This is a genomic window from uncultured Maribacter sp., assembly GCF_963974015.1.
Classification (GTDB): domain Bacteria; phylum Bacteroidota; class Bacteroidia; order Flavobacteriales; family Flavobacteriaceae; genus Maribacter.
This window is the reverse complement of record NZ_CAXBBZ010000020.1, coordinates 12,755-38,432: the sequence shown is the minus strand read 5'-3', so window position 1 is coordinate 38,432 and position 25,678 is coordinate 12,755. Positions and strand designations below refer to the sequence as shown.

Sequence of the window (25,678 nt, the reverse complement as noted above, 5' to 3'; positions counted from 1 at the left end):
CCATAATCCTACAACTGGCTTATTTATTTTATTAAAAAAATAAGGATAGATAGATATTTGAACAACAATAAATAACTCTAAAACTTTAAATCATGAAAACAATAGTTCTAATTGCCACATTCATTTTCACATTAAACTTATCTGCACAAACCCCTTATGAAAAAGGTATGGGAAATGCGTTTGAATTATGGGAACAAGGAAAAAATACAGAAGCCATACAACTATTCGAAAGAATTGCATCTGCAGAAACAGATAATTGGTTACCATCATACTATGCTGGCTTAATAGAGATTATAGGCAGTTTTAATGTGAAAGATGAAGCATTACTCACCAAGAAACTCACAAGAGCAAAAGGCTTTCTAGATACAGCTTCAGCTATTTCAGAGAATAACCCAGAGATATTAGTTTCTTATGCGCTATTAAATACAGCTTACATTGCTTGTGACGGGCAGAAATACGGCATGACCTTATCTGCCGAAAATATGGGCATTTATAAAAAAGCACAAACTATTGCACCAAACAACCCAAGGGTAATTTTGAACAAAGCTGAATGGGATATGGGATCGGCAAAATTCTTTGGACAATCAATTAAACCATTTTGCAAAGATGTTGACCGTGCTATAGCATTATTTAAAGAGGAAAAACAAATCATACCATTCTACCCATACAATGGCTTATATAGAGCGGTTCAAATTAGTAACAATTGTAAAAAAGAAACCTCCCCTAAACAATAGGAGAGGTTTTCTTTAAAATCTATATATACTCTATTTTTATAATATATAGTCTGTACTTACAAAGTTAGAAAGCTTGGCTTCTAATAAATGTTGAATAATTTCAGTATTCAATTCATTATCCTTAAAAGCTACAAAAGTTCTGATAGAGAAAGAACGTAAGGCATCATGAACACTTAAGGTAGCCTGTGCTGAATCTTTTCTTCCAGTAAACGGATACACATCAGGACCTCTTTGGCATGAGCTATTTAAATTCACACGACAAACCAAGTTAACCAAGGTGTCAATTAACGGCGAAAGTGCATATACATCTTTACCAAATAAACTTACTTGCTGACCATAATTACTTTCGGCCATATCATCTAAAGGTTCTTCAATATCAGTAAAAGGCACTATCGGTATTATTGGTCCGAATTGTTCTTCTTGGTACACCCGCATATCTTTAGTCACCGGATACAAAACTGCTGGCCATATAAAGTTATCGAATCGTTTACCCCCTTTTTTGTTTAAAATTTTCGCCCCTTTTGCAAGAGCATCATCAATTAACTCTTGAATATAATCTGATTTTCCTGGTTCTGGTAATGGGGTTAACTTTACACCATCATCCCAAGGGTTTCCAAATTTTAATTCATCAACCTTTTTTGCGAAGCTTTCATTAAACTTCGACCTAATATCTTCATGAACGTATACCACTTTTAACGCTGTACAACGTTGACCGTTAAAAGATAACGTACCTGCCAAACATTCATTAATTGTCAAATCTAAATCTGCATCAGGTAAAATAATCGCCGGGTTTTTAGCTTCTAAACCAAGAACTAAACGTAAACGGTTACTTTTTGGATGTTGATCTTGCAAAGCATTGGCAGATTTACTATTACCAATCAACGCCAGAACATCCACTTTTCCTGATTGCATAATAGGAGCAGCAACTGTTCTTCCTCTTCCAAAAATAACATTGACCACACCTTTTGGAAAACTAGTCTGAAAAGCTTCCAGTAAAGGTGTAATCAATAGCACGCCATGTTTCGCTGGTTTAAATATGGTTGTATTACCCATAATAATGGCAGGAATCAAAAGTGCAAATGTTTCATTCAAAGGATAATTATAAGGCCCTAAACATAAAACAATACCTAATGGCCCTCGTTTAATATGCGCATATACTCCGTCGTGCTTCTTAAACTTTGCTGCATCACGATCTAGTTGCTTATAGTCTTCAATAGTATCTTCAATATATTCAACTGTACGATCAAATTCTTTTTGAGAATCGGGTAATGATTTTCCAATCTCCCACATTAATAATTTTACAACTTCCTCTCGTTTAGTTTTCATTTTTACAACGAAAACTTCCATGCATTCAATACGGTCTTTAACATGCATCGTTGGCCAAACACCTTGGCCACGTTTATACGCCTTTAAAGCCCCGTTCAAAGCATCTAATGCTTCTGCCTCTTGCAGATCTGGAATACTACCCAATAGCGTTGGTTTATACTCACTGGTTGAAGAAATAGTTGAATAAACATCTGTTGTTTCCCCTTTCCACTCCTTTAATTCACCATCAACTAAATAATGTCTTTGATCTATAGTTGATGTTATTTTATATTCTTCTGGTATTTTAAAATCGCTCATTATTTTCTTCTATTTAATATCGAATTGATGACTTATTAATTGATTTCTAAATCTTGATAGAAATTTAACCGTATTAATTAAATATAGCTTAAACCAAATATTCAAACAAATCAGGTTTGTCATTTATATAATCCCCATAGAAATTGTTGGTTTTCATACGTTCTATTAATGGTTGTAAATCTTCAGGAGATTTAAGTTCAATCCCTACAACTGCCGGAGCATTTTCCCTACTCGATTTTTTCGAATATTCAAAATGTGTAATATCATCGGTCGGTCCTAAAATATCAACAACAAATTCTTTTAGTGCACCGGGTCGTTGGGGAAATCTTATAATGAAATAGTGTTTAAGCTTACCATACAATAAAGCTCTCTCCTTAATTTCTGCAGTTCTAGTAATATCATTATTACTACCACCAATAATACACACCACATTTTTTCCTTTTATTTTATCTTTATAATCATCTAAAGCTGCAATAGTTAAAGCCCCTGCAGGCTCAACAACGATAGCGTCTCTATTATATAAATCAAGAATCGTTTGGCAGACCTTACCCTCATCAACAGTTATCATATTATCTAAATAATAACTACAAATAGGAAATGTCAATTCACCCACTTTTTTAACAGCGGCCCCATCAATAAATTTATCGATATGCTCGAGTGAAACAACTTTACCTAATTCCATAGATGTTTTCATAGAAGGAGCGCCTTTAGGCTCTACACCAATAATTTTGGTCTTTGGTGACAATTCACTGAAAACACTTATAAGTCCTGATGCTAAGCCACCGCCACCAATACAAACAAAAAGATAATCGATGGGCGCCTTGGTTTGTTGTATTAACTCGAGTCCAACAGTAGCTTGACCTTCTATTATTTTAGGGTCATCAAATGGATGTACAAATATTTTTCCTGTCTCATGACCGTATTTGCGAGCAGCTTGTGAAGCATCATCAAATGAATCTCCTTCCAAAACTATTTCTACCCACTCACCACCGAATAATTTCGTTTGTTCAACTTTTTGCTTTGGTGTAACCGAAGGCATATAGATAGTACCCTTTATCTTTAAGTGAAAACATGCGAAAGCTACACCCTGAGCATGATTGCCAGCACTTGCACAAATAACCCCTTTAGTCCTCTCTTCTTTCGAAAGAGAGCTTATTTTATTAAATGCTCCTCTAATTTTATAAGAACGGACCCTTTGTAAATCTTCGCGCTTTAAACGAACCTGGCAATCAAATTGTTTTGAAAGTCTAATACTTTCTGTCAAAGGGGTTACCTCTGAAATTTCAGAAATAATATTTGCTGCATTTCTTATATCATCTAATTTTGGAAAATAAGTTGGCTTCTTCCCTTTCATATAATTTGCTATTTCTACTAAACTCTATCGTAAATAAATCGATATCCACCTCAAAAACTTAAATTGTCCGCCTAAGAACAATTCGATCAATGCTACAATTCAAGAATGGATTGTAACTTTTCGAATGTACCCAACCGGACAATTAGAATGACTTCGTAAGATTAAAAAAATCTAAACTATAGGTTTCATAGCAGTCATTGATTCACGTAAACGTGCACCGACAATCTCTACAGAATGCTCACGCAATGCCTTGTTAACCGCAATCAATTTAGCATTATCAACGCCATTATCCATTCCTCCAGAAAAGTTCGTACCGATAACATCTGTGTCGATATTTTTCATAAAACCTGTCAAGAGAGGCTTACATGCGTGATCAAAAAGATAACAACCATATTCAGCTGTATCAGAAATAACACGGTTCATTTCGAACAATTTCTTACGAGCGATCGTATTTGCTATTAGTGGAGTTTCGTGCAATGATTCGTAATATGCTGATTCAGCTATAATACCCGATTCTGTCATGGCTTCAAAAGCTAATTCAACACCGGCCCTTACCATTGCAATCATTAACACCCCATTGTCATAAAATTCTTGCTCAGTAATTTCTTGATTACCTGCAGGTGTTTTTTCAAAAGCAGTTTCTCCTGTTGCCGCTCTCCATGTTAAAAGATTTTTGTCATCATTAGCCCAATCTTCCATCATTGTTTTAGAAAAATGACCGGTCATAATATCATCCATATGTTTTTGAAACAACGGACGCATGATATCTTTTAATTCTTCTGATAATTCAAATGCTTTTATTTTAGCAGGATTTGAAAGACGGTCCATCATATTGGTGATACCACCATATTTCATACCTTCTGTAATGGTTTCCCATCCGTATTGAATCAATTTCGACGCGTAGCCAGCATCTATCCCTTTTTCGATCATCTTATCAAAACAAAGAATAGAACCTGTTTGTAGCAAGCCACAAAGTATAGTTTGCTCACCCATTAAATCTGACTTTACTTCTGCTACGAATGAAGATTCTAATACACCCGCTTTATGACCACCTGTAGCAGCTGCATATGCTTTAGCTTGCTCTAATCCTTTTCCTTCTGGATCATTCTCTGGGTGTACCGCTATTAATGTTGGTACACCAAAACCTCTTTTATATTCTTCACGTACTTCTGAACCTGGACTCTTTGGAGCGACCATAATTACAGTCAGATCTTTACGAACTTGAGTACCTTCCTCAACGATATTAAAACCATGTGAATAAGATAGTGTAGCACCTTTTTTCATTAACGGCATTACTGCTCCAACAACAGCAGTATGTTGCTTGTCTGGCGTTAAGTTGATTACTACATCTGCACTAGGGATCAATTCTTGGTATGTACCTACCGTAAAACCGTTTTCTGTAGCATTAATAAAAGATTGTCTTTTTTCCTTTATCGCAGCATCACGAAGTGTATACGCGATATCTAAACCAGAATCTCTCATATTCAACCCTTGGTTAAGTCCTTGTGCACCACAACCTACGATAACAATTTTTTTGCCTTTTAAAGCGTTTACACCATCTACAAACTCAGACGAATCCATAAATCGGCATTTCCCAAGTTGCGTTAATTTATCTCTTAATGATAGTGTATTAAAATAATTGGCCATTTTATATTTACTTTATTAATTATTGAATCGATTCGTTTTTTAAAATTCTTTAAGTATTGCAGAAATTTCCATTACATCTTTAGTGACAGAAATTCTCCCAGAACGTACAAATTGCATAATACCGTATGGTTTCAATTGATCGTGCATTTCATCAACTTCATTTCTTCTTCCGCTTTTTGCGATAACAAAGAAATCTCTTGAAACAGTCACAATTTGAGCATTATTATCTTTTATAATATTCTGAATTTGACGTTCATCGAACAGCAGACCAGATGCAATCTTGAACAAAGCTGATTCTTGATAAATCGTTTCATCATCAGTATGATAAAATGCTTTAATCACTTCAATTTGCTTTTCAATTTGACCTACAATGTTATATACCCATTTTTCTGTAGTATTCACTACAATAGTAAATTTAGACACATCGTCTATCTCTGACTTAGAGACGTTTAAACTCTCTATATTAATATGTCTCTTTAAAAATATTCCTGAAATCCTATTCAGTAATCCAACATTGTTTTCTGAATATACTGATATTGTAAACCATTTATTTTCCATAAGCCATTTTCCTTTTCTTTTGTACAAAAGAATTTTATGGGATCTTTTAATTAATTTTTATTATTTCTTTACTGCCAAAATCAAACCGGTTGACCAATTCATTTTTGTTAACTGAAAATCATTACGCTTCTCTAAATACGCTGTCAATTCAATAACATTATCTTCATGTCCCTCAGGCCAGTTAGGTTGCTTTGTCATATCATCAATGATGTAAAACCCACCAACCCTAACTAAATCTAATACTTCATCAATTTCACTATATTTTCCAGGCCATGCATCTGCAAAAATTAAATCAAATTTTTCACCAGCATATTCATTTATCCATTGAGTACCATCCTTACAAATCAATTGGATTCTATCATCATTCCCAAAATAAGTTTCAGCAATGTCTGTCAACTCTTTGTCATTATCTACTGAAATTAAGTGAGAATTGTTATCCATGCCTTCAATCATCCACGAAAGACTTAAACCTATGCCAGTTCCTATTTCCAAGAACCTTCCGTTAGGTTTCGAAGCTATAAGTGTTTTAAGAAAACTACCAACATATAAATCAGATGGCATCGTAAATCCAATTTCTTCAGATTTACGAACTATCTTCGTGTGTAATTTTGGAATATCCTGTATGTTGGCCTCGTTCATAATTTTGGTTATTTCAGTCTAATTTCAGAAACCGAAGCACCAGAAGGAATCATTGGGAACACGTTATCTTCTTGTTCAACTTTGACTTCTAAAAAGTATGGTTCTTTCGAAGCCATCATTTTTTGAATGGTCGATTTTAAATCTTTACGTTCAGAAATTCGCTTTGCTTCAATACTATACCCTTCCGCTATTTTTACAAAATCGGGGTTCACCATTACTGTGGAAGCATATCTTTTTTCAAAGAAAAGCTCTTGCCATTGACGTACCATACCTAAGTGATCATTGTTCAAAACAACAATCTTAACAGGAACTTTATGCTGAAAAATAACCCCTAACTCTTGAATGGTCATTTGATAACCTCCATCACCAATGATAGCAACAACCTCCCTGTCCATTGCTCCCATTTTGGCACCAATAGCTGCAGGCAGCGCAAAACCCATAGTACCTAACCCACCAGAAGTAATATTACTTTTTGTCTGGGAAAATTTAGCATACCTACATGCAATCATTTGATGCTGACCCACATCAGAAACAATAACTGCCTTATTATTTGAAGCTAAATTAATCTCCTCAATTACTTCTCCCATGGTCAAACCAGGTTTGGTAGGGTGAATATCATTATTGATAATTGTATCGAACTCAATCTGATATTTTTCTTTGAATATATTATGCCAAGCCTCGTGCTTATTATCTTTAATTAATGGAAGAAGCAAACCTAAGGTTTCTTTAGAATTACCTAAAACAGCAACATCGGCATGTACGTTTTTATTGATTTCCGCTGGGTCTATTTCAAAATGAATCACTTTTGCCTGAGTAGCATAATCAGCCAATCTGCCTGTTACACGATCATCAAAACGCATACCTATAGCCAACAAAACATCACATTCGTTCGTCATTAAATTAGGCGCATAATTACCATGCATTCCTACCATACCAACATTTAATGGATGATCTGAATCTAAAGCAGAAACACCCATAATAGTCCATGCAGCAGGTATACCCGCTTTCTCAACCAATTGTTTAAGCTCATTTTCAGCTTGACCAAGTATTACACCTTGACCCCAAACGATAAATGGTTTTTTAGCATTATTGATTAAATCTGCAGCAGCCTCAATAGTACTCATTTCTGGTTTTGGCACCGGCTTATAACTTCGTACACTCGTACATTTCTTATACGAGAACTCAAATTTTTCAATTTGGGCGTTCTTGGTAATATCTATTAAAACCGGACCTGGTCTTCCTGACTTGGCAATATAAAATGCCTTCGCCATAACCTCAGGAATTTCTGAAGCTTCTGTAATTTGATAATTCCATTTTGTCACAGGAGTTGAAATGCCAATAATATCAGTTTCCTGAAAAGCATCGGTTCCCAATAACTCTCTAGTAACTTGCCCCGTAATACAGACCATTGGGGTAGAGTCTATCTGCGCATCGGCAAGACCTGTCACTAAATTGGTTGCACCAGGGCCAGAAGTTGCAATTGCAACACCTACTTTACCTGAAACACGAGCGTACCCTTGAGCAGCATGTGTTGCACCCTGTTCATGTCTCGTAAGAATATGTGTTAATTTATCTTGAAATTTATATAATTCATCATACACAGGCATAATTGCGCCACCCGGGTACCCGTACATTGTTTCGACACCTTCTGCCAACAAACAATGAATTAATGCCTCTGCTCCAGAAATCTTTATAGCTTTCTTAGAATCTGTACTTGTTTTCTTCTCTTTTACTGTTTCCATAATTAATGTTCAAATTCAAGTAAAGCATTAAAACCTATACCTACCCGACATTATATTGCACCTAGTACTAATTAAAAGTATATTACTTAATATCTAAAATTCATCTGTAACACAGCCTTGTGAAGCCGATGATACTGTTCGAGCGTATTTATATAAACTACCTCTTTTCACTTTCAACTCCGGTTGTATCCATGCTTTTCTTCTTGCCGTAATTTCATCATCTGTAAGATTTACTGAAATCTCATTTTTCTCTGCATCGATAGTAATAATATCACCATCTTTCAACAATCCGATAGTTCCACCATCTTGAGCTTCTGGAGATACATGCCCTACAACAAAACCGTGTGTACCACCTGAGAAACGACCATCTGTAATTAAAGCCACATCCTTACCGAGTCCGGCACCCATAATAGCTGCAGTTGGCTTCAACATTTCTGGCATACCAGGTCCACCTTTTGGACCTTCATAACGAATAACAACCACATCACCTTTTTTAACTTCTCCTTTACCAATACCTGCATTGGCAAAAAATTCGTCATTATATACTTTTGCTGGGCCAGAAAAATACAAGCCTTCCTTACCTGTAATTTTCGCAACTGAACCTTCAGTCGCCAAGTTTCCGTATAGAATTCTTAGGTGGCCAGTAGCCTTAATTGGATTGCTTAAAGGTCGTATTACTTGTTGATGCTCTAGTAAGCCAGGAACATCAGCTAAATTCTCAGCTATTGTTTTACCTGTAACAGTTAAACAATCGCCATGTAACATTCCGTTTTCAAGCATAAATTTCATTACGGCTGGCACGCCACCTACACGGTGAACATCTTCCATAAGAAATTTACCACTCGGCTTTAAATCAGCCAAAAACGGCGTAGTATCACTTATTTTTTGAAAATCATCTAACGTAAACTCAATATCTGCCGCTTTCGCTATTGCCAAAAAGTGCAGAACTGCATTTGTTGAACCACCTAATAAGGTTAACAAACGAACCGCATTTTCAAATGATTTACGAGTTATAATATCACTAGGCTTAATATCTTTTTCCAATAAGTTTTTTAAGGCCCTACCAGATTCAATAGCATCATTTTGCTTATCTTTTCCTATTGCAGGATTTGAAGAATTGTAAGGCATGGCCATACCCAATGCTTCAATAGCAGAAGCCATTGTATTGGCCGTATACATACCCCCACAAGCACCAGCTCCAGGGCATGCATTTTGGATTACACCTTTATAATCCTCTTCATTCATTGTACCCGCTACCTTCTCACCCCATGCCTCAAAAGCAGAAACAACATCTAACTTTTTATCCTTATAACATCCAGAAGCAATAGTACCGCCATATACCAATACAGAAGGTCTATTCAATCGTATCATAGCCATTAGAGCACCTGGCATATTTTTATCACAACCAACTACGGTAACTAAACCGTCATAGTTCATTGCTTGAACAACAGTTTCCATAGAATCGGCAATGATATCTCTAGAAGGTAAAGAATAACGCATACCATAAGTACCCATAGAAATACCGTCACTTACCCCAATAGTATTGAACACTAGGCCTACCAAACCACTATCATTGACACCAGTTTTAACTTCTTGTGCCAAATCATTTAAGTGCATGTTACAAGGGTTACCTTCATAACCTGTACTTCCAATACCAATTAATGGTTTTTTTAAATCATCTTCGGTTAAACCTATCGCATATAACATTGCCTGAGCTGCCGGTTGCGTTGGATCCTGGGTTACATTTTTACTATGTTTATTCAATTCCATAATATAATTCTAGTATGCTTATCTTGATTACTCAATCCTATTAAACCAAAGATAAAAGTTTATAAAAATTTCTATTTTTAACAATAATTGACAGTACAAATTCATTTCAGCTAAAATTCAATTAAATAACTGATTTTCAGTTTTTTATACTACTATTATATACCATATTCAATACTTCAAAACTATATGATATTATTTTTAAAATAAAAAAACCTGTATCAAATATATTTGATACAGGTTTTTCTAAACAATGAAAAGCTATATCATCCCTAACTTGGAATGACTATGACCACATTGCTATTTAAAAAAGATAATTTCATACTACAATAGTACATAAAATACATATACAAAAAAAGTATGATAAACATGAAATCTTAAACTATTGGATAATTTGTTATAAACTATATTCAATGATTATATAGTTTTTAAGTATTGAAAATATTATACCAGCTTAAAATTCACCTTATCTCCGCCTCTTTTTTGTGCCAAAATACAAATAGCCTTATCCGTAAGCTGCAGTACTCTTGGGTAACCTCCAGTAGTTTGCCCATCTTTCATCAATACAATTAATTTGCCACCAGGAGTAAGCTGAACAGTACCTGGCAATGTTGCCGATGTTAACATTGACACTTCATGCGAAGAAATATTTTCTTTAATTTGATAAGCCATTCTATTATTCTCATGAGCAACAGTAAATGACTTGGAAAAAATCTCTTCTAAATGCCTATCGGTCAATAAATAGAACTCAGGACCTTTACTCACTTCTAATTTGTTTATATCTAAAAAAGAATCAACTTTAATTTCTGAAATTTTAGGTTGAAACAATTTATTATAAATAAAAGGAACAACATCATTGTCACGAAGTCTATTCACTTTGGTAATAGGTTTGTAAAACGATCTACTTCCCAGTATCTCTTTAGAGGTAAATCCTCCTCTAACTCCTAAATACGACCTAAATCCTTTATCTAATCGGCCGAATGATAAAATATCTCCAATTTCAATCTGATATACTTTATAATTCTGTATCGGTAAATTATTTAAGGTTGCCGACATCTCTGCCCCACCTAAAGCCATATACGTTTCTTCTTCAAAAATAAGGGTTGGCCCGGTCATGGTTATCTCTAAAACTGCCGCAGAAACTTCATTTTCCAATAATGAATTTACTTTAAAAACTGTCATTTCATCCATTACACCAGAAACAGGAATACCTTTATTTCTGAAATAAAACCTACCTGAATCTTGAACCGTAGTATAAAATCCCGCTTTTAGTACTTTAAGCATTTAAATTGATTTTTTCAGGTTTATAAATACCAACTTCGGCCTCTATCTTATGTAAATCATGCTCTGCTCTAGATATTTCATAAAACTCAATTTTATCACCCACATTAACAAAACAAGGATTTTCTTTTGTAGCATCGAAAATAGGAACAGTACAATTACCGATAATATTCCATCCTCCAGGGGATTCTTGTGGATAAATACCGGCTTGTTTGCCAGCAATACCAACTGCACCCTTAATCACCTTTGCTCTAGGCGTTGGTTTCCTCGGCACTTCCAATTCCTTTAATATTCCGCCTAAATACATAAAACCAGGCAAAAAACCTATACTGTATACAGTATATGTTGTACCTGTATGCATCGCTATAATCTCAGGAATCGATTTATTAAGTTTTTTTGCAACTTCTTCGAGGTCTAAGCCAAATTCCAAATCATATGAAACAGGTAATCTCCATAAATACCGTTCTGGTTTTTCGGATTCTTTTAACTTAGAGTATCCGACGTTTATATCTTTTGAGATTTTCTCAAAATCAATAGTCTTTTTTCTATTTACAATTAGAAGAGAATTATATGAAGGTACCATTTCCCAATCCTTTTCGGTTAACATGTTTAACCTTATATAGGTTTGAAAACCTATTATAGTTTCTAAAATATGTTCGCTTACCTCATTGGGCCATTCAATAAGAACAGAATGTACACCGAAGGGCTTTATATTTATTTCAGGGGAATTCACGTTTTAACTTGTAGATTATGTTCTTGCAAATGCTCTGTAATATACGTTAAAATTTGAAAAGCAGTTGGGGTATCGCCATGAATACAAAAGGTATCTGCCTGAATTGGAATTTTTTCTCCGTTCACCGTTCGAACCTGATTTTCATTGCACATAAGAACCAAATGTTCTAAAACCTCTTTACCATTTGATATTAGTGCCTTGTCTTGTTTTCTAGAAACTAAACTTAAATCGTTATTGTAGTTTCTATCGGCGAAAGCTTCTTTCATGATTTTGAAATTATTAGCTTTCGCTAATGCTTCGATTACACTTTTGCAGGGTACATATAAAACAACATTATTCTTATAAGGTAAAATGGCGGTTAGAAATACATTAGCTAAATGTTCGTTTTTGGCAATATCATTATAAAGTGCACCATGAGGCTTAATATGATGAAGTGTTGCCCCTAATTCATTACACTCGGTCATAAATAATTTTAATTGATTACCAATACTCTTAATTAAATCAGTATCGGATATACTCATAGAAACCCGCCCAAAATTCTCTCTATCAGGATATGAAGGATGCGCTCCAATTCTAACATTGAATTCCTCTGCTAATTTTAGACATTGCTTAATTGTTTCTTTTGAACCTGCGTGACCTCCGCAAGCTATATTGCAAGAACTTATCATAGGAAATAAATCGGCCTCATTACCGACACCTTCACCAACATCACAATTGATATCAATTCTTTTATAATTCATTTAAAATAATCCTAGAACGCTTAAAATACTTTTAACTCCTAATAAAATTGAAAGGAGAATAATAGCCAACCCTATACAATTTTGCAATAAGGTGTTTTTATATTTTCCCATAACACCCTCCCTATTAACGACCCACAGTAAAAATATGGCGATGATAGGTAAAAGTAATCCGTTAGTGATTTGGGCAAATTTTATAATTTCTATAGGTTTAATACCAAAGGATAGAAAAACCACCCCTAAGACTAAAATCAGTATCCATATAGTCCGAAACTTGGCATCCTTAAATTCAGCCTTCCATCCAAAACAACTATTAGCAACATATGCAGCGGCTAAAGGTGCTGTTATAGCAGAAGTAATACCTGCTGCCAATAAACCTATTCCCATAAAATAAAGAGCTGAAGAACCATAAAGCGGTTCTAATGCTTTTGCCATATCTAATACATTATTAACTTCTGTACTTTTTATAGCTGCTGCAGATATTATTATACTAATAGATACAAGTCCGCCTAATATAATAGACACCAGCGTATCTCTCTTCGCAAGTTTTAAATCTTTTTCTGATTTCCACTTCTCACTTACCAAAGCGGCATGTAAAAAGAGGTTATATGGTACTACCGTAGTACCTACCAAAGCTATGATAGTCAAAATACCATCGTCAGGTATTGATGGCACAAATAATCCCTTTATTAATTCCCAAAGATTGGGTTGTGTCAATACGGCTGTCATTACAAAAGACAGGCTCATTATTAATACAAGAAATATAAATACTTTCTCTAAAGATTTATAATTCCCGAAAAAGAGAAGTGAAAATGCCGCTATTCCTAATATAGCTGGATATAACTTACTATAGCTAAGTCCAAAAAGAGCTTCCATCCCTAAGGTAGCACCACCAATATTGCCTGCTTCATATGAAGCATTACCTATAATAATAGCAGAAAATATAAGGGTGATTACACTATTTCTTATCCAAGGATTTTTAAGCTCTTGTTTTATAACATCGGCCAATCCATTTTGTGTAATGACACCCAACCTTGCAGACATTTCTTGAAGAACATAAGTCGCAATTATCGATAACAACATGGCCCACAGCAAACTAAAGCCAAAATCAACTCCTGCAAGAGTACAAGCAGTAACCGTACCTGGACCAATAAAAGCGGCTGCTACAAGAACACCGGGTCCTAATCTCTTAAACATGGATTAAAATTATCATTCTTGTAAATATAATCTCTAAATATGAATTAGCTCACCATCATCAAAATCAATTTCACCACAATTTTAACATTTCAAAATACCGTTAATCTAAAAAAATGCAGTTCGTCTAAAAGTTGGACGTCATTCATCGAGGTTACATACTAATCTTAAAATATCGAGGTTATTAATTTCCCCAAACCTTAAACTTAACCTATTAATGATTTGTTTAGAATGTAAGAAAGAACTCGGTTATTTAGATCACAAAAATGCAATGGAAAGTGCAGGTGTAGAACTCTGCAGCAAGCATCATGAGCGTATTGAAAAATTAATCAAGAAAAATGATACCCCATTAGAAGCTATTCAGCTTTACTACGCGCTAAAAGAAGCTGGTGTAAACTCAATGCTAGAATGGTGGGATGGTAAGAAATCAATAGATATAGCCATATCACGTGTAAAACTCAATATTGAAATTGACTCTAAATATGATAAAATAACTGAACATGAGGCTATTAACAATCTAGAAGAGGCTATGCACTCCTTTAAAAATGGATTTACAACCATTCGAATCCCCCATATTGTTGTACGGTACTATTTAAACGAGACCGTAAATAATATTATTGGAATTATGGAAGGACTGAAAGCCAATATAAAAGTTATTAATTAAAATAAATAAACATGGGAAAATCTAAAAAAGCATTCAAAAATCCGCTACGGGCAGCCTTAGCCACCCTTTTAATAGGTATGCTAATGCAGGTTCTTCACTGGCCATATTCAGAAGGAATAGTTTTTATTTCATTTACGGTAATACTGGTGTTATACACCCTTCGTTTTTTTAGGAAAACAGAAAAACTTACCATAGACATTATAAAAATGGCTTTAGTTCTATTTTGGACAACTAATGGCATTTTGACCATTCTATCTTTTCCGTACACCGTAATTTTCCAAGTTGGTACAGCCCTCACATTCATTGCATGGTTCGCTATGGAAGGTACTGCTTACTTTATGGACAAAGAAGGTAATTCAAGAAATAGCCTTACTGAAATTATTTGGAACTTTGTAATGGTCATTGGCGTAATCACCATTATTTCTGGTGGTATTATGCACTTGTTAAATTGGGATTATTCTATTCCTATTTTAACCACAGGTCTTACCATAGTAACAAGTTTTATTTTAAAAGATATTTTTACAGCACCGAAGAAACAAGAAGATGATGTAAATAATGAGGAGTTATATTCTTAATTAGATATAATCATCTGTTCCTTTAATTGAAATTTTATAGGCAATTTTCGTATCTTTTACGCAAAGGGTACATTTATGAACACAATTGACAGACGACAATGGCTTAAAACTGCTGGGCTTTCTAGTGGTTTTACTTTTTTAGGTGGATTGGGAGCTTTTGCTTTACCAACAGAAAAATCTGATTATTTAGAAAAATCAAGTATTGCCAAATTGAATTCTAATGAAAATCCGTACGGGCCATCAAAAGCAGTACGAGAAGTAATTAAAAATTCATTGGATATTGCTTGCAGATACCCCTCAATGGTTCTTCATCCTTTGGTAGAACAAATCGCACAGAAAGAAGGTGTAACCAAAGATCACATTGTTATTACTGGCGGTTCTACAGAAGGTTTAAAGGCTGCTGGCTTAACCTACGGAATTAACGGAGGTGAAATTATTGCCGCTGACCCTACTTTTCAGTCCCTTATGACCTATGCCGAGAATTTTGGCGCTACCATACATCGAGTTCCCATAGATAATAACATGGGCCATGATTTAAATGAAATGGAGAAACGAATAACCTCTAAAACAGGTTTGATTTTTATATGCAACCCTAACAACCCTACAGGAACATTACTTGATAAAAATAAATTAAGAGATTTTTGCTCATCCGTTAGTAATAGAACAATGGTTTTTAGTGACGAAGCTTATTACGATTTTATTACCGAACCCGATTACCCTTCAATGATTGAATTGGTGAAGGAAAATATGAATGTAATTGTCTCAAAAACATTTTCAAAGGTATATGGCCTTGCTGGACTTCGAATAGGATACTTAGTCGCTCGACCAGATATTGCGACCAGACTTAAAAAAAATATTATGGCCATGTCAAATGTTTTAGCGATTGAGGCTGCTAAAGAAGCGTTAAGAGATGATGAGTTTTACAAATTTAGCGTCTCCAAAAATGTGGAAGCAAAAAATGATATCTACAAGACGTTAAATGATTTGAACCTAGAATACCAAAAATCACATACCAATTTTGTCTTTTTCAAAACTGGAATACCCATACGCGAAATGATGGCTGCCATGGAAAAAGAAAATGTACTTATAGGAAGACCCTTTCCACCATTTAATGATTGGGCAAGGATTAGCACTGGTACAATAGAAGAGATTAAAATTTTCGATAAGGCTCTTAGAAAAGTAATGGGATAGTTTATTACCCCAATCAACCTTCTCTATCTAAACTTCTGTATTATATAGTTTCTCTATTTGCCAGAATGTGAAACACTAATACATACTAAATCGAAATAAAGCTAACAACGTACAAATCCCTTACACGAAATCATACATTAAATATTTCCGTACCTTGATGAAGAAACCACCAATCTTTTGCTAACATTATTGTTTTCTTTCCAAAATTCTAAAAAAACTGCTCATTGAAATTAAGTTGAGTAAATATCTACTTTATGCTATTAGAGAAATAAAGTACGTAACCAATAATAAATTGGGCCTAATAAAATAGTGTACGTCTTAAATCACTTTGGCATTTTGCCAAAACTCAATATAGCAGAAAGGCCACCATAATAATTCCTATCGCAGCTACTGGCACAATGATAAGCATATAGAAAAATGAAATGATGCTGGCCTTAAAGAAAGCGCCCAACCATGAACTCCTATAAAAATTTCGTAAGGCAATCATTAGGTAAAGAATAAAAGAAAAGCAAAAAAGCACTTCAAGCCAAATGGGAATCTCCCAAACTTTATTTGCTAAAAGTATAAAACAGAACGTTGTAAACATAAAGGTGAAGAAATAAAAGCTAAATACTAAATGATGCGCAAAGGTAGCCGGTCTCCAATAAAATATTTTAAGAAATACGGCAAAAAGTGGCAAAAGAAGAAACATTGCAATAGGTATTGTATCGTATAATACCTGAATAATACCTCCACCCTGTTGTTCATAAAACTTCAGCATTTGGGTATAGAACTTACGTCCGAAGGCATTTGTATCGTCCTTCATTCCCATAATCTTTAATTTTTGATTTAATGGTGCACCTACTGAGATAAGTGAATCTAACAACTTGCGTTCAAAGCCAAATGATATGTTTGACATCCCTGAATCTGAAGTCATTACCGAATCTAATTCTACTAATTCTTCGTCGGATAAGCCTATAATCTTTTGATTTTTTTTAAGGGCCTTTCTGGCTTCTGTAATATCCAAGGAATCTGCATTTACCGCAATAGAATCTAAATCAATTTCCTGCTCCAACCCTTTTTTAATTACCTCAGAAACCTCATTATCGGCTTTGCGTACGGTAAAAGAAAAAATAAAGAAAAAGACAACCGAGATGAAAAGGTAAAACTGTGCAGGATGTAAGTATTTCAGTCGTTTTCCATCAACAAATCGCCGTGCAAGAACACCTGGCCTTATCATGAGGGTAAGAAAACTTCTAAAGAATCTAGCGTCTATGGAAAAGTAATTCTCTATAGTATTACTGAACAAGACACCAACAGTAAGGTTATCCGTAGCTTCCATACCACAATGAGGGCAGTATTCATATGATGAATCAAAGGTTTTTTCGCAGTTCTTACACTGTTCTGTGGTTGGCATATAAAAGGCTTTGTCTAAAATTACAAAATAGATGGTCTCCTTCGCAGCTCTAAATGCAAAATACTAATTTATAACATAGAACATAAGTCAGTAAGTGATTTAATTGGTTTGAAAACGTAGGCTATTAAATAACTTAAAAATCAGCAACTAAATTTTCCCCTATCGTGGTAAGGAAACCGCCAACCTATTCCTTAAATGATCAAATTCTTTAGAAAAATTAAACAACGATGAGTAACTTAAAACAAGTTTAGCAAATACCTGGTTTATGCCATTGGTGAAATTGTATTTGTATTGATCGGAATATTAATTGCACTTCAAATAAAGAATTATAATAACAAAGCCGCTCAATAATTTGAGTGGCTTTCTTTATATTAGAAAAGTACTAATTAATAAGATTATCTTTAAATCAAACTAAAAAAATGGAAGAACAGAATTTTAAAAATCATGGTAAACTTGTAAAAGGGTTTCATGGACTCTTGTTTATTGCGATACTAGCATTATTAATCGGTGCTATAATCAATCTTATTCATACCAGTAATGATAACCTGTATTTGGCTTCTTTAGTAGTGCTAATCGCTATTATATTTTTAATTATGGCATGGTTTGTACGTAGCTTTCCTTTAAAAGCACAAGACAGGGCCATAAAAGCTGAAGAAAATTTGAGGTATTATGTAATGACAGGCAAATTATTCCCTAAAGAACTAAAAGTATCCCAAATTATAGCGCTACGTTTTGCGAGTGATGAGGAGTTTTTACCCTTAGTAGAAAAAGCTTTAAAAGAAAACTTAACCAACAAAGAAATAAAAATGCTCATAAAAATTTGGAGGGCAGATGTTTACAGGGTTTAAATATGTAATTACCAACTGTACAAACATGCACAGCTCCAGTCCCTATAGCTTGTAGCTGGCGACCGCCTATCAAACTAAACCCTCATACTTGACGGTACGAGCGTCATACTGAAACAAGTTCAGCACAAGCTGCTCGCACTAGCTTTATTCTTATGGAATTTTGCCTGCGCGAGTGTGGGGGCGGTGAAGTACTCCACATAGGTTTTACCGTAGTTAGATATAGCTTACTCCTGTGGGCACTCGTTGCAAACGAGCGCTAGAGGGGGAACCAAAAAGCAATAAATACATGTACCCTAACCACAGCTGTAAGCAAACTCCTTAATTAATTGGATTGCTTCGTTATACTCCCGAATGTGAAAGTCTGAAATCTACGATTTTCTTGACTAGGGTAACATCATGGGAATCCTAACTATGAAAACAAATTCATTAATTTATATATTAAAAATCATGAGTTAAATAGTTCTGTACCTTAAAATGGAAACCTCCAACCACTATTTCATATGATCAAATTCTTTAGAAAAATTCGTTAAAACTAGTATCTGAAAATGAATTCAGCAAATACACTTGGCTGACAACAGCTTTTAGCTAGAGGTCAAATTGATAACCAAAAACCTACCCCAACCACCTTTCCCGATCTAAGCTCCTTTACTGGATGGCTTCAGGTAAACACCTGAATGTGTAACTCTGGAATACAAAATCAGAGCTAATGCAAATACCTTGTATAAAATCAAACTTGTTATGTTATATCATGAATATTATAGATTAAATAATTCAGTAAATTGTTAAACCAACCACTACTTCTTCTATAACTCTTCAAAATACAAATTAAAAACCCTGTTCCCTAACTCTAAAAAATAGTTAGGCAACAGGGTAATTTTATTATGGTTTGGGACTATAGCCCTTCTATAACAAAATAAATTATCTTAATCTTCATCCACAGAAAGGAAATTTCCTTCGGCATCGAAATAAACTTCCAACCCATTGCTCATGGTTACTTCAAAATCGCCTTCATCTTCAATTTCCGCATGTAGAATGGTAAGATTTGGGTAAGTCTCATCCAAATACGACAGTGCGATCACTGGTAATTGGGCGGGGTCTATAGTGTCTCCATCATCGTTCCCATCTTCTTCTTCCCAGTCATAATTTCCATCATCATCTTGGTCGTTTTCATCGACACCAACACCCTGGAAATCACCAGTGATATTAAAAATCAAAATGGTGTCATCATTCAATTCCACTTCGTATTGATCATTATGTTCTAATTCTGCTTCATCTATTCCCACTCCAGGGTAATTTAGCTCGATATAGTCCAAAATAACTTGCAATAAGTCTTCTTTAGCAACTTCAGAGTCATCGAAGTCACCGTTTTCTTGGCTGTCATCATCAATACCTAAAAAGCTACCATTGGCATCAAAAATAAGTTCTGTGCCATCACTTAATTCTACTTCAAAATTACCATTATCTTCTTCTTCTGCCTTATTTATAGTTAATTCAGGAAATTCACTTGCCACAAAATCTAAAATTTCCACGGACAAATCACCAACTCTAACTTTTGCATCTGCCTTTAAGGCGATACCAACGGATAAATCATTTAGAGTATCCTCATTATTTTTGCTGCAAGACACAACAGTTAAAACACTTAAAGCAACTAGTGCCATTTTTTGAGTGGTTTTCATTTTTAAATTTTTTAATAGGTTAAATTTATTTTTCATTTGGGCGTCATTAAATTTTTGTTTCATTGGGGTTTTAACTTTACAAAGGATTTAAGATTAATTCTTATATATTCTAAAACAATTAATACAGAAAAAACCCTACCACAAATCAGTATAAATCTGATATTAAATGGGTTTAACTTACGTGAAACTTCAATTTCTTACCTCTATGGTTTTTCTACTGAGAGATTGAAAACCAGTAACATTTAGGGCATTTAATAAAAAATCAAATTGTCCTTGATATTCACTATTATTAGCGTTAAAAACAGGGGGTTAAACTCTACTTAATTAACATAGCCTCTATCTTAATATAAATTGATTAAAATACTATATACCAATTACTTATAATGTTATTAATGATTTACTAACTTGTTTAGATAACTTTGAATCATTACTTTAAACGATTAAATTTATCCAGACAATACATCAGCAAATGCTATCTAAAAAATAGGACTGGCAGGTAATAAAAATATGCTTTTGGAGAAATCGTATTTGCATTACCAATCAATAATTGAAATGAAGATGGTAGTCAAAAAAAAGTTTGAAAAAAATTCTTCAAAAGGTTAAATTCTTACAAAATATAGGACAAAGACTATTGACCGAAAGTAAATTCAGTAAATCTCATGGATAGAATTTTGTTGGCCTCCTCATAAATCTTCCCCAACCACCCTTCTATATCTAAACTCCTATATTGCATCGCTTCGGCTATACACCCGAAGGTGTAACCTTTAAAATATCTCGCAGCTGACAAATCCATTACACAAAAAATTAGGAACTGAATATTTCCGTACCTTGATAGGGAAACCACCAACCTATTCCTTTTATGATAAAGTTCTTTCGGAAAATTCGTCAAAAATTACTGACTGAAAACAAGTTCCGTAAATACCTACTCTATGCCATTGGTGAGATTGTACTCGTGGTCATGGGGATCCTGATTGCTTTGCAGATCAATAATTGGAATGAGGATAGGAAGGAACGCATTGTTGAAAAGAAAATCTATGAAAATCTATTGTCTGATATAAAAGAAGATTTAATTATTATTAAGGAAAGAATAGCACTTTCAAAGCGAGAGAAAAAGGCCCTCTATAATCATGTGCACAACGCCTACCAAACACAAAAATCAACCGAGGATTTTATAAAACTTAACTCATCGGTTGAATGGAATGCCGATAATTTTATTCTACAAATTAAAACTTTTGACGAGCTGGTGAATTCAGGAAAATTGAGTATTATCAAGGATAAGTCCTTAAAGGATAAGATTTTGGGTTACTACAAAACGTATGATATCGCTGCGACACACATTGCCGAATTAAATCAGACAAGCATAACAATGTTAGGTACGGCTTCAGAAGTTAATGCGGCAATGAAATACTTCGGATTAAATGATCTATTCGATGAAGATTATATGTTCAGATCCTCAGATTGGGACTATATCAACGATCCAACTTCGATTGGATTTCGGTTGAGGGAGCAGGCCGCAGGGTATTATTTTTTTAAAAATCAGTTTTTTATTCAATACTTTAAAAAGCAAGATTCCTTAGCCATAGAATTAGTTACAAGTCTTAATTCAAAAATTGTCAATTAGCGCTACAATTCAAAAAAAGAATATATCCAGCAAGTAAAATATTACCCCAACCACCCCTCTCTATCTAAGCTTCTGTAGTGGATGGCTAAGGCTATACGCCCGAATGTGTAAGTCTGGAATACAAAATTCAGTCCTTCTTCAAATCACTTGTATAAAATCAAACTAGTTATTTTATATCATGATTATTATAGATTAAATAATTCAGTAACTTGTTAAACCAACCACTATTTCATATGATCAAATTCTTTAGAAAAATTCGTTAAAACTAGTATCTGAAAATGAATTCAGCAAATACACTTGGCTGACAACAGCTTTTAGCTAGAGGTCAAATTGATAACCAAAAACCTACCCCAACCACCCCTCACGATCTAGGCTCCTGTACTGGATTGCTTCTGATATATGATCGCCGTTCAAGTCTGAATCACCACAAAGATCAGCGATTGTTCTAGCTACTTTGAGAATTCTGTCATAGGCCCGTGCTGAAAGATTTAATCGTTCCATAGCATTTTTTAATAATGACTTCGATTTATCATCTAGCTTACAATGGGCACGAATTTGCTTGGTATTCATCTGGGCATTATAATGCACATTCTCTAATTCGGCAAAACGTAATGTTTGTAGTTCCCTTGCGGCAGTAACCCGTTTTCTGATTTCTACACTCCCCTCTCCTTTCCGTTCTTCCGATAATTTTTCGAAAGGAACCGGTGTAACTTCAATATGGATATCGATACGATCCAATAACGGACCAGAAATTTTACTTAAATATCGTTGCATTTCTGCAGGCGAAGATGTTACTGGTGCATCTGGGTCATTAAAATACCCTCCAGGACTAGGGTTCATACTTGCCACTAACATAAAACTACTGGGGTAGGTGACCGTAAATCGTGCTCGAGATATCGTTACCTCCCTATCTTCTAAAGGTTGTCTAAGCACTTCTAATACGCCTCGTTTAAATTCTGGTAGTTCATCTAAAAATAAAACGCCATTGTGCGAAAGGGAAATTTCACCAGGTTGAGGGTACGAACCGCCACCGACTAAGGCTACATCTGAAATTGTATGATGTGGACTTCGAAAGGGCCGTTGACTCATTAAACCCATGTTCTTGATTTTACCGACCACACTATGAATTTTGGTAGTTTCCAATGCTTCATGTAATGTCATGGGTGGCAAAATAGAGGGTAATCTTTTTGCTAACATGGTTTTACCGGCACCAGGCGGACCAATCAATATAACATTATGTCCACCTGCAGCGGCAATCTCCATACATCGTTTAATACTTTCTTGCCCCTTTACATCCGAAAAATCAAATTCAGGAAAATCAAGATTTTTATAAAACTCTTCTCGCGTATCTATAATAGTTTGTTCTAAAGGTGTGCCCTTATCAAAGAAATCCAATACTTGCTTAATATTATCGATTCCGTACACTTTCAAATCACCAACAATAGCGGCCTCTTTTGCATTTGCAGTAGGTAGCATAAAACCTGTAAAACCTTCCTCTTGAGCTTTAATGGCTATTGGCAATGCGCCTTTTATTGGCTGTAGCCCACCATCTAAGGAAAGTTCTCCCATTATAATGTACTTCTCAATATTCTCAGATTTAATCTGATTAGAAGCTGCAAGAATACCTACAGCCAACGTAAGGTCATAGGCCGATCCTTCTTTACGAAGATCTGCAGGAGCCAAATTAATAGTAATTTTTTTACCGGGAATTTTATAACCGTTGTTTTGTAGTGCGGCAGCAATTCGGTAATTACTTTCTTTAATTGCATTATCGGGCAGGCCTACTAAATGATATCCAATACCCTTGTCGATATTAACCTCAACAACTATTGTCGTAGCCTCTACGCCAAAAACTGCACTACCATAAACTTTTGTAAGCATATCATCTATTATATATTGGATTTTAAATTTAACCCTTTTATTATAAATGACTTCATTCTATTATTTAACCGAAAACTTCTTTTTTAATGATACTGGTTTTCCTGAGTTTGTAAAGCCCTCAAGTGAGACTTCAAATTTACCGGTAATATCAGATGTGAAAAATTGTATCTTTTCTTGTTTGTTCTTCGTATTAAAATTAGGCAACCAAATTAATTGATATCTGAAATCTGGTAATCTTTTATAATCGTCCTTTAAGTCTCCTTCATAAGATTGCTGATAGTAATTTTTACTCTCATTAGGTTTAAAAAGTTTTTTAGACAACATATTATCAGTGTAATAGTTCTCATAAAAATTAGATTTAAATGTAGTTACATCTACTACACCTTGAAATGTTCTGGTACCATAAAAATGTTGATTTCTTGATATATTAATAGATTCTACCTGAGCCGACGATAAATTAATAAGACGCTCGTGATCTAGTAATAAAATTCCGTCTACAAACACCAAGGGTAACTTTCCTGATTCAACATAAGGTGCTATAGGTCGAACATGAAATTCTGGTTTTCCATCCTTGTTGTCCTGTATCCAAACATGTTCAACGACCTCAACAAATGTTTCTTTTATCGACGGAAATCTTGTATAATCATCAAGTACATAATTCATAGTACCTTCTCCATAAAATCTACTATTGGGTTTTCCTATTAAAATAGTATCTGGTTTACTACTATAATATGCGTTCTCTATTTGATTATATATACTTCGTTCTTCTATTTGAGATTCCATTTCTCTATTCAATTTAAACATGTCAAACTTTAAATCTGACAAGTTCAAATTTTCTTCTGGTCTTAATTCGATGCTATATTCCTCAGCGTCATCGTCTAACACCTGAACATACACCTCTTCTGTATTATAATCTTCTTCTACATTTATAAAAAATTGTCCTTTCTCATTTGTCGTCACTAATTTAAATAGATATTCCTTACCTGGAAATGACACTCCTAAGGCCTTATTGTTCTTATTTACGTTTTCATTTTCTGCTAAAACATTCCCTATTAAAAGCTCCCCTCTTAATTCTGGAAGTATGAGATTTTCTATTTTATCTTTCTGTGGATAAACACCTTTATAATTCAAACTTGAAGTATTAAACTGGGGCTCCATTTCATCAACTTTTCTAACTGATACCGAATAGTTGCCTAAACCTTCTAATGTGGTGGATGATATAAGTAGAGATACTGGTTGACGAGTTCCATAAATAGATTCATTTAATTCTAACCGTACAGGCACATTAATACTATTAGTACTTTGATTATTAGATGATTTTAAAACTGATTTGGTTGCATCATCAATGTTTTTTGTCCTAAAAACTGCTTGGTTACTTGTATATGGGTTTAAAACAGTTATATCATTACTATAAAAATAATCCTTCCCATTATTAAGCATCCATTGCGTATAGGCAATCAATTTATAATTTCCTGAAGGAATGCTTGAAGGAATGAAAAAATTACTATCTCCAATACCGTCGGTTAACTTAATTTTTTGGTTTAAGACTACTTCTCTATTTTCATTGACCAATTTCAAATAGGCTATTTTGCTTACATCGCTTAATTGGCCTGTATTATCTTTCAAACAATAAATGGTATAGTAAAGATACTCGCCAACAAAAACAAGCTTTGAATTAGTATGTACATATACCTGTTCTTGATGCGGAACCAAGCCTTCATTATTTATTGGACTAACCGCTGTACCTTGTGCCCTCATTTGAAGTAATGTAAAATGAATTACCACAAGTACTATTATATTAATTTTATTCTTCATGT

General features: G+C 34.4%; 22 protein-coding genes. 6 read left to right on the top strand and 16 right to left on the bottom strand.

Going from position 1 to position 25,678, the window contains the following annotated elements; genetic code table 11:
* Positions 1 to 92: 92 nt before the first annotated feature.
* The gene (locus AACZ41_RS16520) at positions 93 to 734 is read left to right on the top strand and encodes a hypothetical protein (protein ID WP_339629709.1); all 642 of its coding nucleotides are present in this window, start codon (positions 93 to 95) and stop codon (positions 732 to 734) included.
* Positions 735 to 770: 36 nt separating this feature from the next.
* Here AACZ41_RS16520 and AACZ41_RS16515 read toward each other — a convergent pair whose 3' ends face one another.
* The 11 genes from AACZ41_RS16515 to AACZ41_RS16465 form a co-directional block, all read right to left on the bottom strand.
* The gene (locus AACZ41_RS16515) at positions 771 to 2,357 is read right to left on the bottom strand and encodes an NADP-dependent glyceraldehyde-3-phosphate dehydrogenase (RefSeq protein ID WP_339629708.1); all 1,587 of its coding nucleotides are present in this window, start codon (positions 2,355 to 2,357) and stop codon (positions 771 to 773) included.
* Between the two features lie 88 nt (positions 2,358 to 2,445).
* Positions 2,446 to 3,711, bottom strand: coding sequence for a threonine ammonia-lyase (gene ilvA, locus AACZ41_RS16510; protein WP_339629707.1), 1,266 nt, complete (start codon positions 3,709 to 3,711; stop codon positions 2,446 to 2,448).
* A gap of 171 nt (positions 3,712 to 3,882) precedes the next feature.
* Positions 3,883 to 5,358: a ketol-acid reductoisomerase gene (ilvC, locus tag AACZ41_RS16505; protein WP_339629706.1), complete on the bottom strand. Its 1,476-nt coding sequence runs from the start codon at positions 5,356 to 5,358 to the stop codon at positions 3,883 to 3,885.
* Positions 5,359 to 5,397: 39 nt separating this feature from the next.
* Positions 5,398 to 5,916, bottom strand: coding sequence for an acetolactate synthase small subunit (gene ilvN / locus AACZ41_RS16500; RefSeq protein WP_339629718.1), 519 nt, complete (start codon positions 5,914 to 5,916; stop codon positions 5,398 to 5,400).
* A gap of 60 nt (positions 5,917 to 5,976) precedes the next feature.
* A complete protein-coding gene (locus AACZ41_RS16495; protein ID WP_339629705.1) occupies positions 5,977 to 6,555 on the bottom strand; it encodes a class I SAM-dependent methyltransferase in 579 nt (192 codons plus the stop codon).
* Between the two features lie 8 nt (positions 6,556 to 6,563).
* Positions 6,564 to 8,297, bottom strand: a complete 1,734-nt coding sequence (gene ilvB, locus AACZ41_RS16490; RefSeq protein ID WP_339629704.1) for a biosynthetic-type acetolactate synthase large subunit — start codon at positions 8,295 to 8,297, stop codon at positions 6,564 to 6,566.
* A gap of 93 nt (positions 8,298 to 8,390) precedes the next feature.
* Entirely contained in the window at positions 8,391 to 10,067 is a 1,677-nt protein-coding gene (ilvD, locus tag AACZ41_RS16485; protein WP_339629703.1) for a dihydroxy-acid dehydratase, read from the bottom strand.
* Between the two features lie 441 nt (positions 10,068 to 10,508).
* Positions 10,509 to 11,348, bottom strand: a complete 840-nt coding sequence (locus AACZ41_RS16480; RefSeq protein ID WP_339629702.1) for a biotin-dependent carboxyltransferase family protein — start codon at positions 11,346 to 11,348, stop codon at positions 10,509 to 10,511.
* A complete protein-coding gene (gene pxpB / locus AACZ41_RS16475; RefSeq protein WP_339629701.1) occupies positions 11,341 to 12,078 on the bottom strand; it encodes a 5-oxoprolinase subunit PxpB in 738 nt (245 codons plus the stop codon). Before pxpB ends, AACZ41_RS16480 begins: the two co-directional genes overlap by 8 nt.
* Positions 12,075 to 12,818: a 5-oxoprolinase subunit PxpA gene (gene pxpA, locus AACZ41_RS16470; protein ID WP_339629700.1), complete on the bottom strand. Its 744-nt coding sequence runs from the start codon at positions 12,816 to 12,818 to the stop codon at positions 12,075 to 12,077. The genes pxpB and pxpA overlap by 4 nt, the downstream gene beginning before the upstream one ends.
* Complete coding sequence (locus tag AACZ41_RS16465; RefSeq protein WP_339629699.1) at positions 12,819 to 14,012, bottom strand: Nramp family divalent metal transporter; 1,194 nt, start codon at positions 14,010 to 14,012, stop codon at positions 12,819 to 12,821.
* A gap of 214 nt (positions 14,013 to 14,226) precedes the next feature.
* Here AACZ41_RS16465 and AACZ41_RS16460 point away from each other — a divergent pair, with 214 nt between their 5' ends.
* The 3 genes from AACZ41_RS16460 (at position 14,227) to AACZ41_RS16450 (ending at position 16,439) form a co-directional block, all read left to right on the top strand.
* Entirely contained in the window at positions 14,227 to 14,673 is a 447-nt protein-coding gene (locus AACZ41_RS16460) for a hypothetical protein (protein ID WP_339629698.1), read from the top strand.
* Between the two features lie 11 nt (positions 14,674 to 14,684).
* Positions 14,685 to 15,248 carry a hypothetical protein gene (locus AACZ41_RS16455; RefSeq protein ID WP_339629697.1) on the top strand — a complete coding sequence of 188 codons (564 nt, stop codon included), beginning with the start codon at positions 14,685 to 14,687 and terminating at the stop codon, positions 15,246 to 15,248.
* Between the two features lie 75 nt (positions 15,249 to 15,323).
* Positions 15,324 to 16,439, top strand: a complete 1,116-nt coding sequence (locus tag AACZ41_RS16450) for a histidinol-phosphate transaminase (RefSeq protein ID WP_339629696.1) — start codon at positions 15,324 to 15,326, stop codon at positions 16,437 to 16,439.
* Between the two features lie 346 nt (positions 16,440 to 16,785).
* Here AACZ41_RS16450 and AACZ41_RS16445 read toward each other — a convergent pair whose 3' ends face one another.
* Entirely contained in the window at positions 16,786 to 17,835 is a 1,050-nt protein-coding gene (locus tag AACZ41_RS16445; protein WP_339629695.1) for a DUF3667 domain-containing protein, read from the bottom strand.
* A gap of 419 nt (positions 17,836 to 18,254) precedes the next feature.
* Between AACZ41_RS16445 and AACZ41_RS16440 the strand changes: the two genes are divergently transcribed.
* Positions 18,255 to 18,683: a DUF6526 family protein gene (locus AACZ41_RS16440; RefSeq protein WP_339629694.1), complete on the top strand. Its 429-nt coding sequence runs from the start codon at positions 18,255 to 18,257 to the stop codon at positions 18,681 to 18,683.
* A gap of 923 nt (positions 18,684 to 19,606) precedes the next feature.
* Here AACZ41_RS16440 and AACZ41_RS16435 read toward each other — a convergent pair.
* Both AACZ41_RS16435 and AACZ41_RS16430 read right to left on the bottom strand, forming a co-directional pair.
* Positions 19,607 to 20,359, bottom strand: a complete 753-nt coding sequence (locus AACZ41_RS16435; RefSeq protein ID WP_339629693.1) for a PepSY-like domain-containing protein — start codon at positions 20,357 to 20,359, stop codon at positions 19,607 to 19,609.
* 628 nt (positions 20,360 to 20,987) lie between these two features.
* Complete coding sequence (locus AACZ41_RS16430; RefSeq protein ID WP_339629692.1) at positions 20,988 to 21,152, bottom strand: hypothetical protein; 165 nt, start codon at positions 21,150 to 21,152, stop codon at positions 20,988 to 20,990.
* Positions 21,153 to 21,218: 66 nt separating this feature from the next.
* Here AACZ41_RS16430 and AACZ41_RS16425 point away from each other — a divergent pair, with 66 nt between their 5' ends.
* Complete coding sequence (locus AACZ41_RS16425; RefSeq protein WP_339629691.1) at positions 21,219 to 21,980, top strand: DUF6090 family protein; 762 nt, start codon at positions 21,219 to 21,221, stop codon at positions 21,978 to 21,980.
* A 345-nt stretch (positions 21,981 to 22,325) separates the two neighbouring features.
* On the opposite strand, the gene AACZ41_RS16420 is transcribed toward AACZ41_RS16425, so the two are convergent.
* A complete protein-coding gene (locus AACZ41_RS16420; protein ID WP_339629690.1) occupies positions 22,326 to 23,861 on the bottom strand; it encodes a YifB family Mg chelatase-like AAA ATPase in 1,536 nt (511 codons plus the stop codon).
* Between the two features lie 60 nt (positions 23,862 to 23,921).
* Complete coding sequence (locus tag AACZ41_RS16415) at positions 23,922 to 25,676, bottom strand: hypothetical protein (RefSeq protein ID WP_339629689.1); 1,755 nt, start codon at positions 25,674 to 25,676, stop codon at positions 23,922 to 23,924.
* Between the last annotated feature and the right edge of the window lie 2 nt (positions 25,677 to 25,678).

What these genes read in the sequence shown, in the direction of transcription:
- ilvC (WP_339629706.1), bottom strand. Translation starts at nt 5,358, where the DNA reads ATGGCCAATTATTTTAATACACTATCATTAAGAGATAAATTAACGCAA.
- AACZ41_RS16445 (WP_339629695.1), bottom strand. Translation starts at nt 17,835, where the DNA reads ATGCCAACCACAGAACAGTGTAAGAACTGCGAAAAAACCTTTGATTCA.
- pxpA (WP_339629700.1), bottom strand. Translation starts at nt 12,818, where the DNA reads ATGAATTATAAAAGAATTGATATCAATTGTGATGTTGGTGAAGGTGTC.
- ilvB (WP_339629704.1), bottom strand. Translation starts at nt 8,297, where the DNA reads ATGGAAACAGTAAAAGAGAAGAAAACAAGTACAGATTCTAAGAAAGCT.
- AACZ41_RS16440 (WP_339629694.1), top strand. Translation starts at nt 18,255, where the DNA reads ATGGAAGAACAGAATTTTAAAAATCATGGTAAACTTGTAAAAGGGTTT.
- AACZ41_RS16465 (WP_339629699.1), bottom strand. Translation starts at nt 14,012, where the DNA reads ATGTTTAAGAGATTAGGACCCGGTGTTCTTGTAGCAGCCGCTTTTATT.
- AACZ41_RS16425 (WP_339629691.1), top strand. Translation starts at nt 21,219, where the DNA reads ATGATAAAGTTCTTTCGGAAAATTCGTCAAAAATTACTGACTGAAAAC.
- AACZ41_RS16455 (WP_339629697.1), top strand. Translation starts at nt 14,685, where the DNA reads ATGGGAAAATCTAAAAAAGCATTCAAAAATCCGCTACGGGCAGCCTTA.
- AACZ41_RS16515 (WP_339629708.1), bottom strand. Translation starts at nt 2,357, where the DNA reads ATGAGCGATTTTAAAATACCAGAAGAATATAAAATAACATCAACTATA.
- AACZ41_RS16520 (WP_339629709.1), top strand. Translation starts at nt 93, where the DNA reads ATGAAAACAATAGTTCTAATTGCCACATTCATTTTCACATTAAACTTA.
- AACZ41_RS16415 (WP_339629689.1), bottom strand. Translation starts at nt 25,676, where the DNA reads ATGAAGAATAAAATTAATATAATAGTACTTGTGGTAATTCATTTTACA.
- ilvA (WP_339629707.1), bottom strand. Translation starts at nt 3,711, where the DNA reads ATGAAAGGGAAGAAGCCAACTTATTTTCCAAAATTAGATGATATAAGA.
- ilvN (WP_339629718.1), bottom strand. Translation starts at nt 5,916, where the DNA reads ATGGAAAATAAATGGTTTACAATATCAGTATATTCAGAAAACAATGTT.
- AACZ41_RS16430 (WP_339629692.1), bottom strand. Translation starts at nt 21,152, where the DNA reads ATGGATTTGTCAGCTGCGAGATATTTTAAAGGTTACACCTTCGGGTGT.
- ilvD (WP_339629703.1), bottom strand. Translation starts at nt 10,067, where the DNA reads ATGGAATTGAATAAACATAGTAAAAATGTAACCCAGGATCCAACGCAA.
- AACZ41_RS16495 (WP_339629705.1), bottom strand. Translation starts at nt 6,555, where the DNA reads ATGAACGAGGCCAACATACAGGATATTCCAAAATTACACACGAAGATA.
- AACZ41_RS16450 (WP_339629696.1), top strand. Translation starts at nt 15,324, where the DNA reads ATGAACACAATTGACAGACGACAATGGCTTAAAACTGCTGGGCTTTCT.
- AACZ41_RS16420 (WP_339629690.1), bottom strand. Translation starts at nt 23,861, where the DNA reads ATGCTTACAAAAGTTTATGGTAGTGCAGTTTTTGGCGTAGAGGCTACG.
- AACZ41_RS16435 (WP_339629693.1), bottom strand. Translation starts at nt 20,359, where the DNA reads ATGAAAACCACTCAAAAAATGGCACTAGTTGCTTTAAGTGTTTTAACT.
- AACZ41_RS16460 (WP_339629698.1), top strand. Translation starts at nt 14,227, where the DNA reads ATGATTTGTTTAGAATGTAAGAAAGAACTCGGTTATTTAGATCACAAA.
- AACZ41_RS16480 (WP_339629702.1), bottom strand. Translation starts at nt 11,348, where the DNA reads ATGCTTAAAGTACTAAAAGCGGGATTTTATACTACGGTTCAAGATTCA.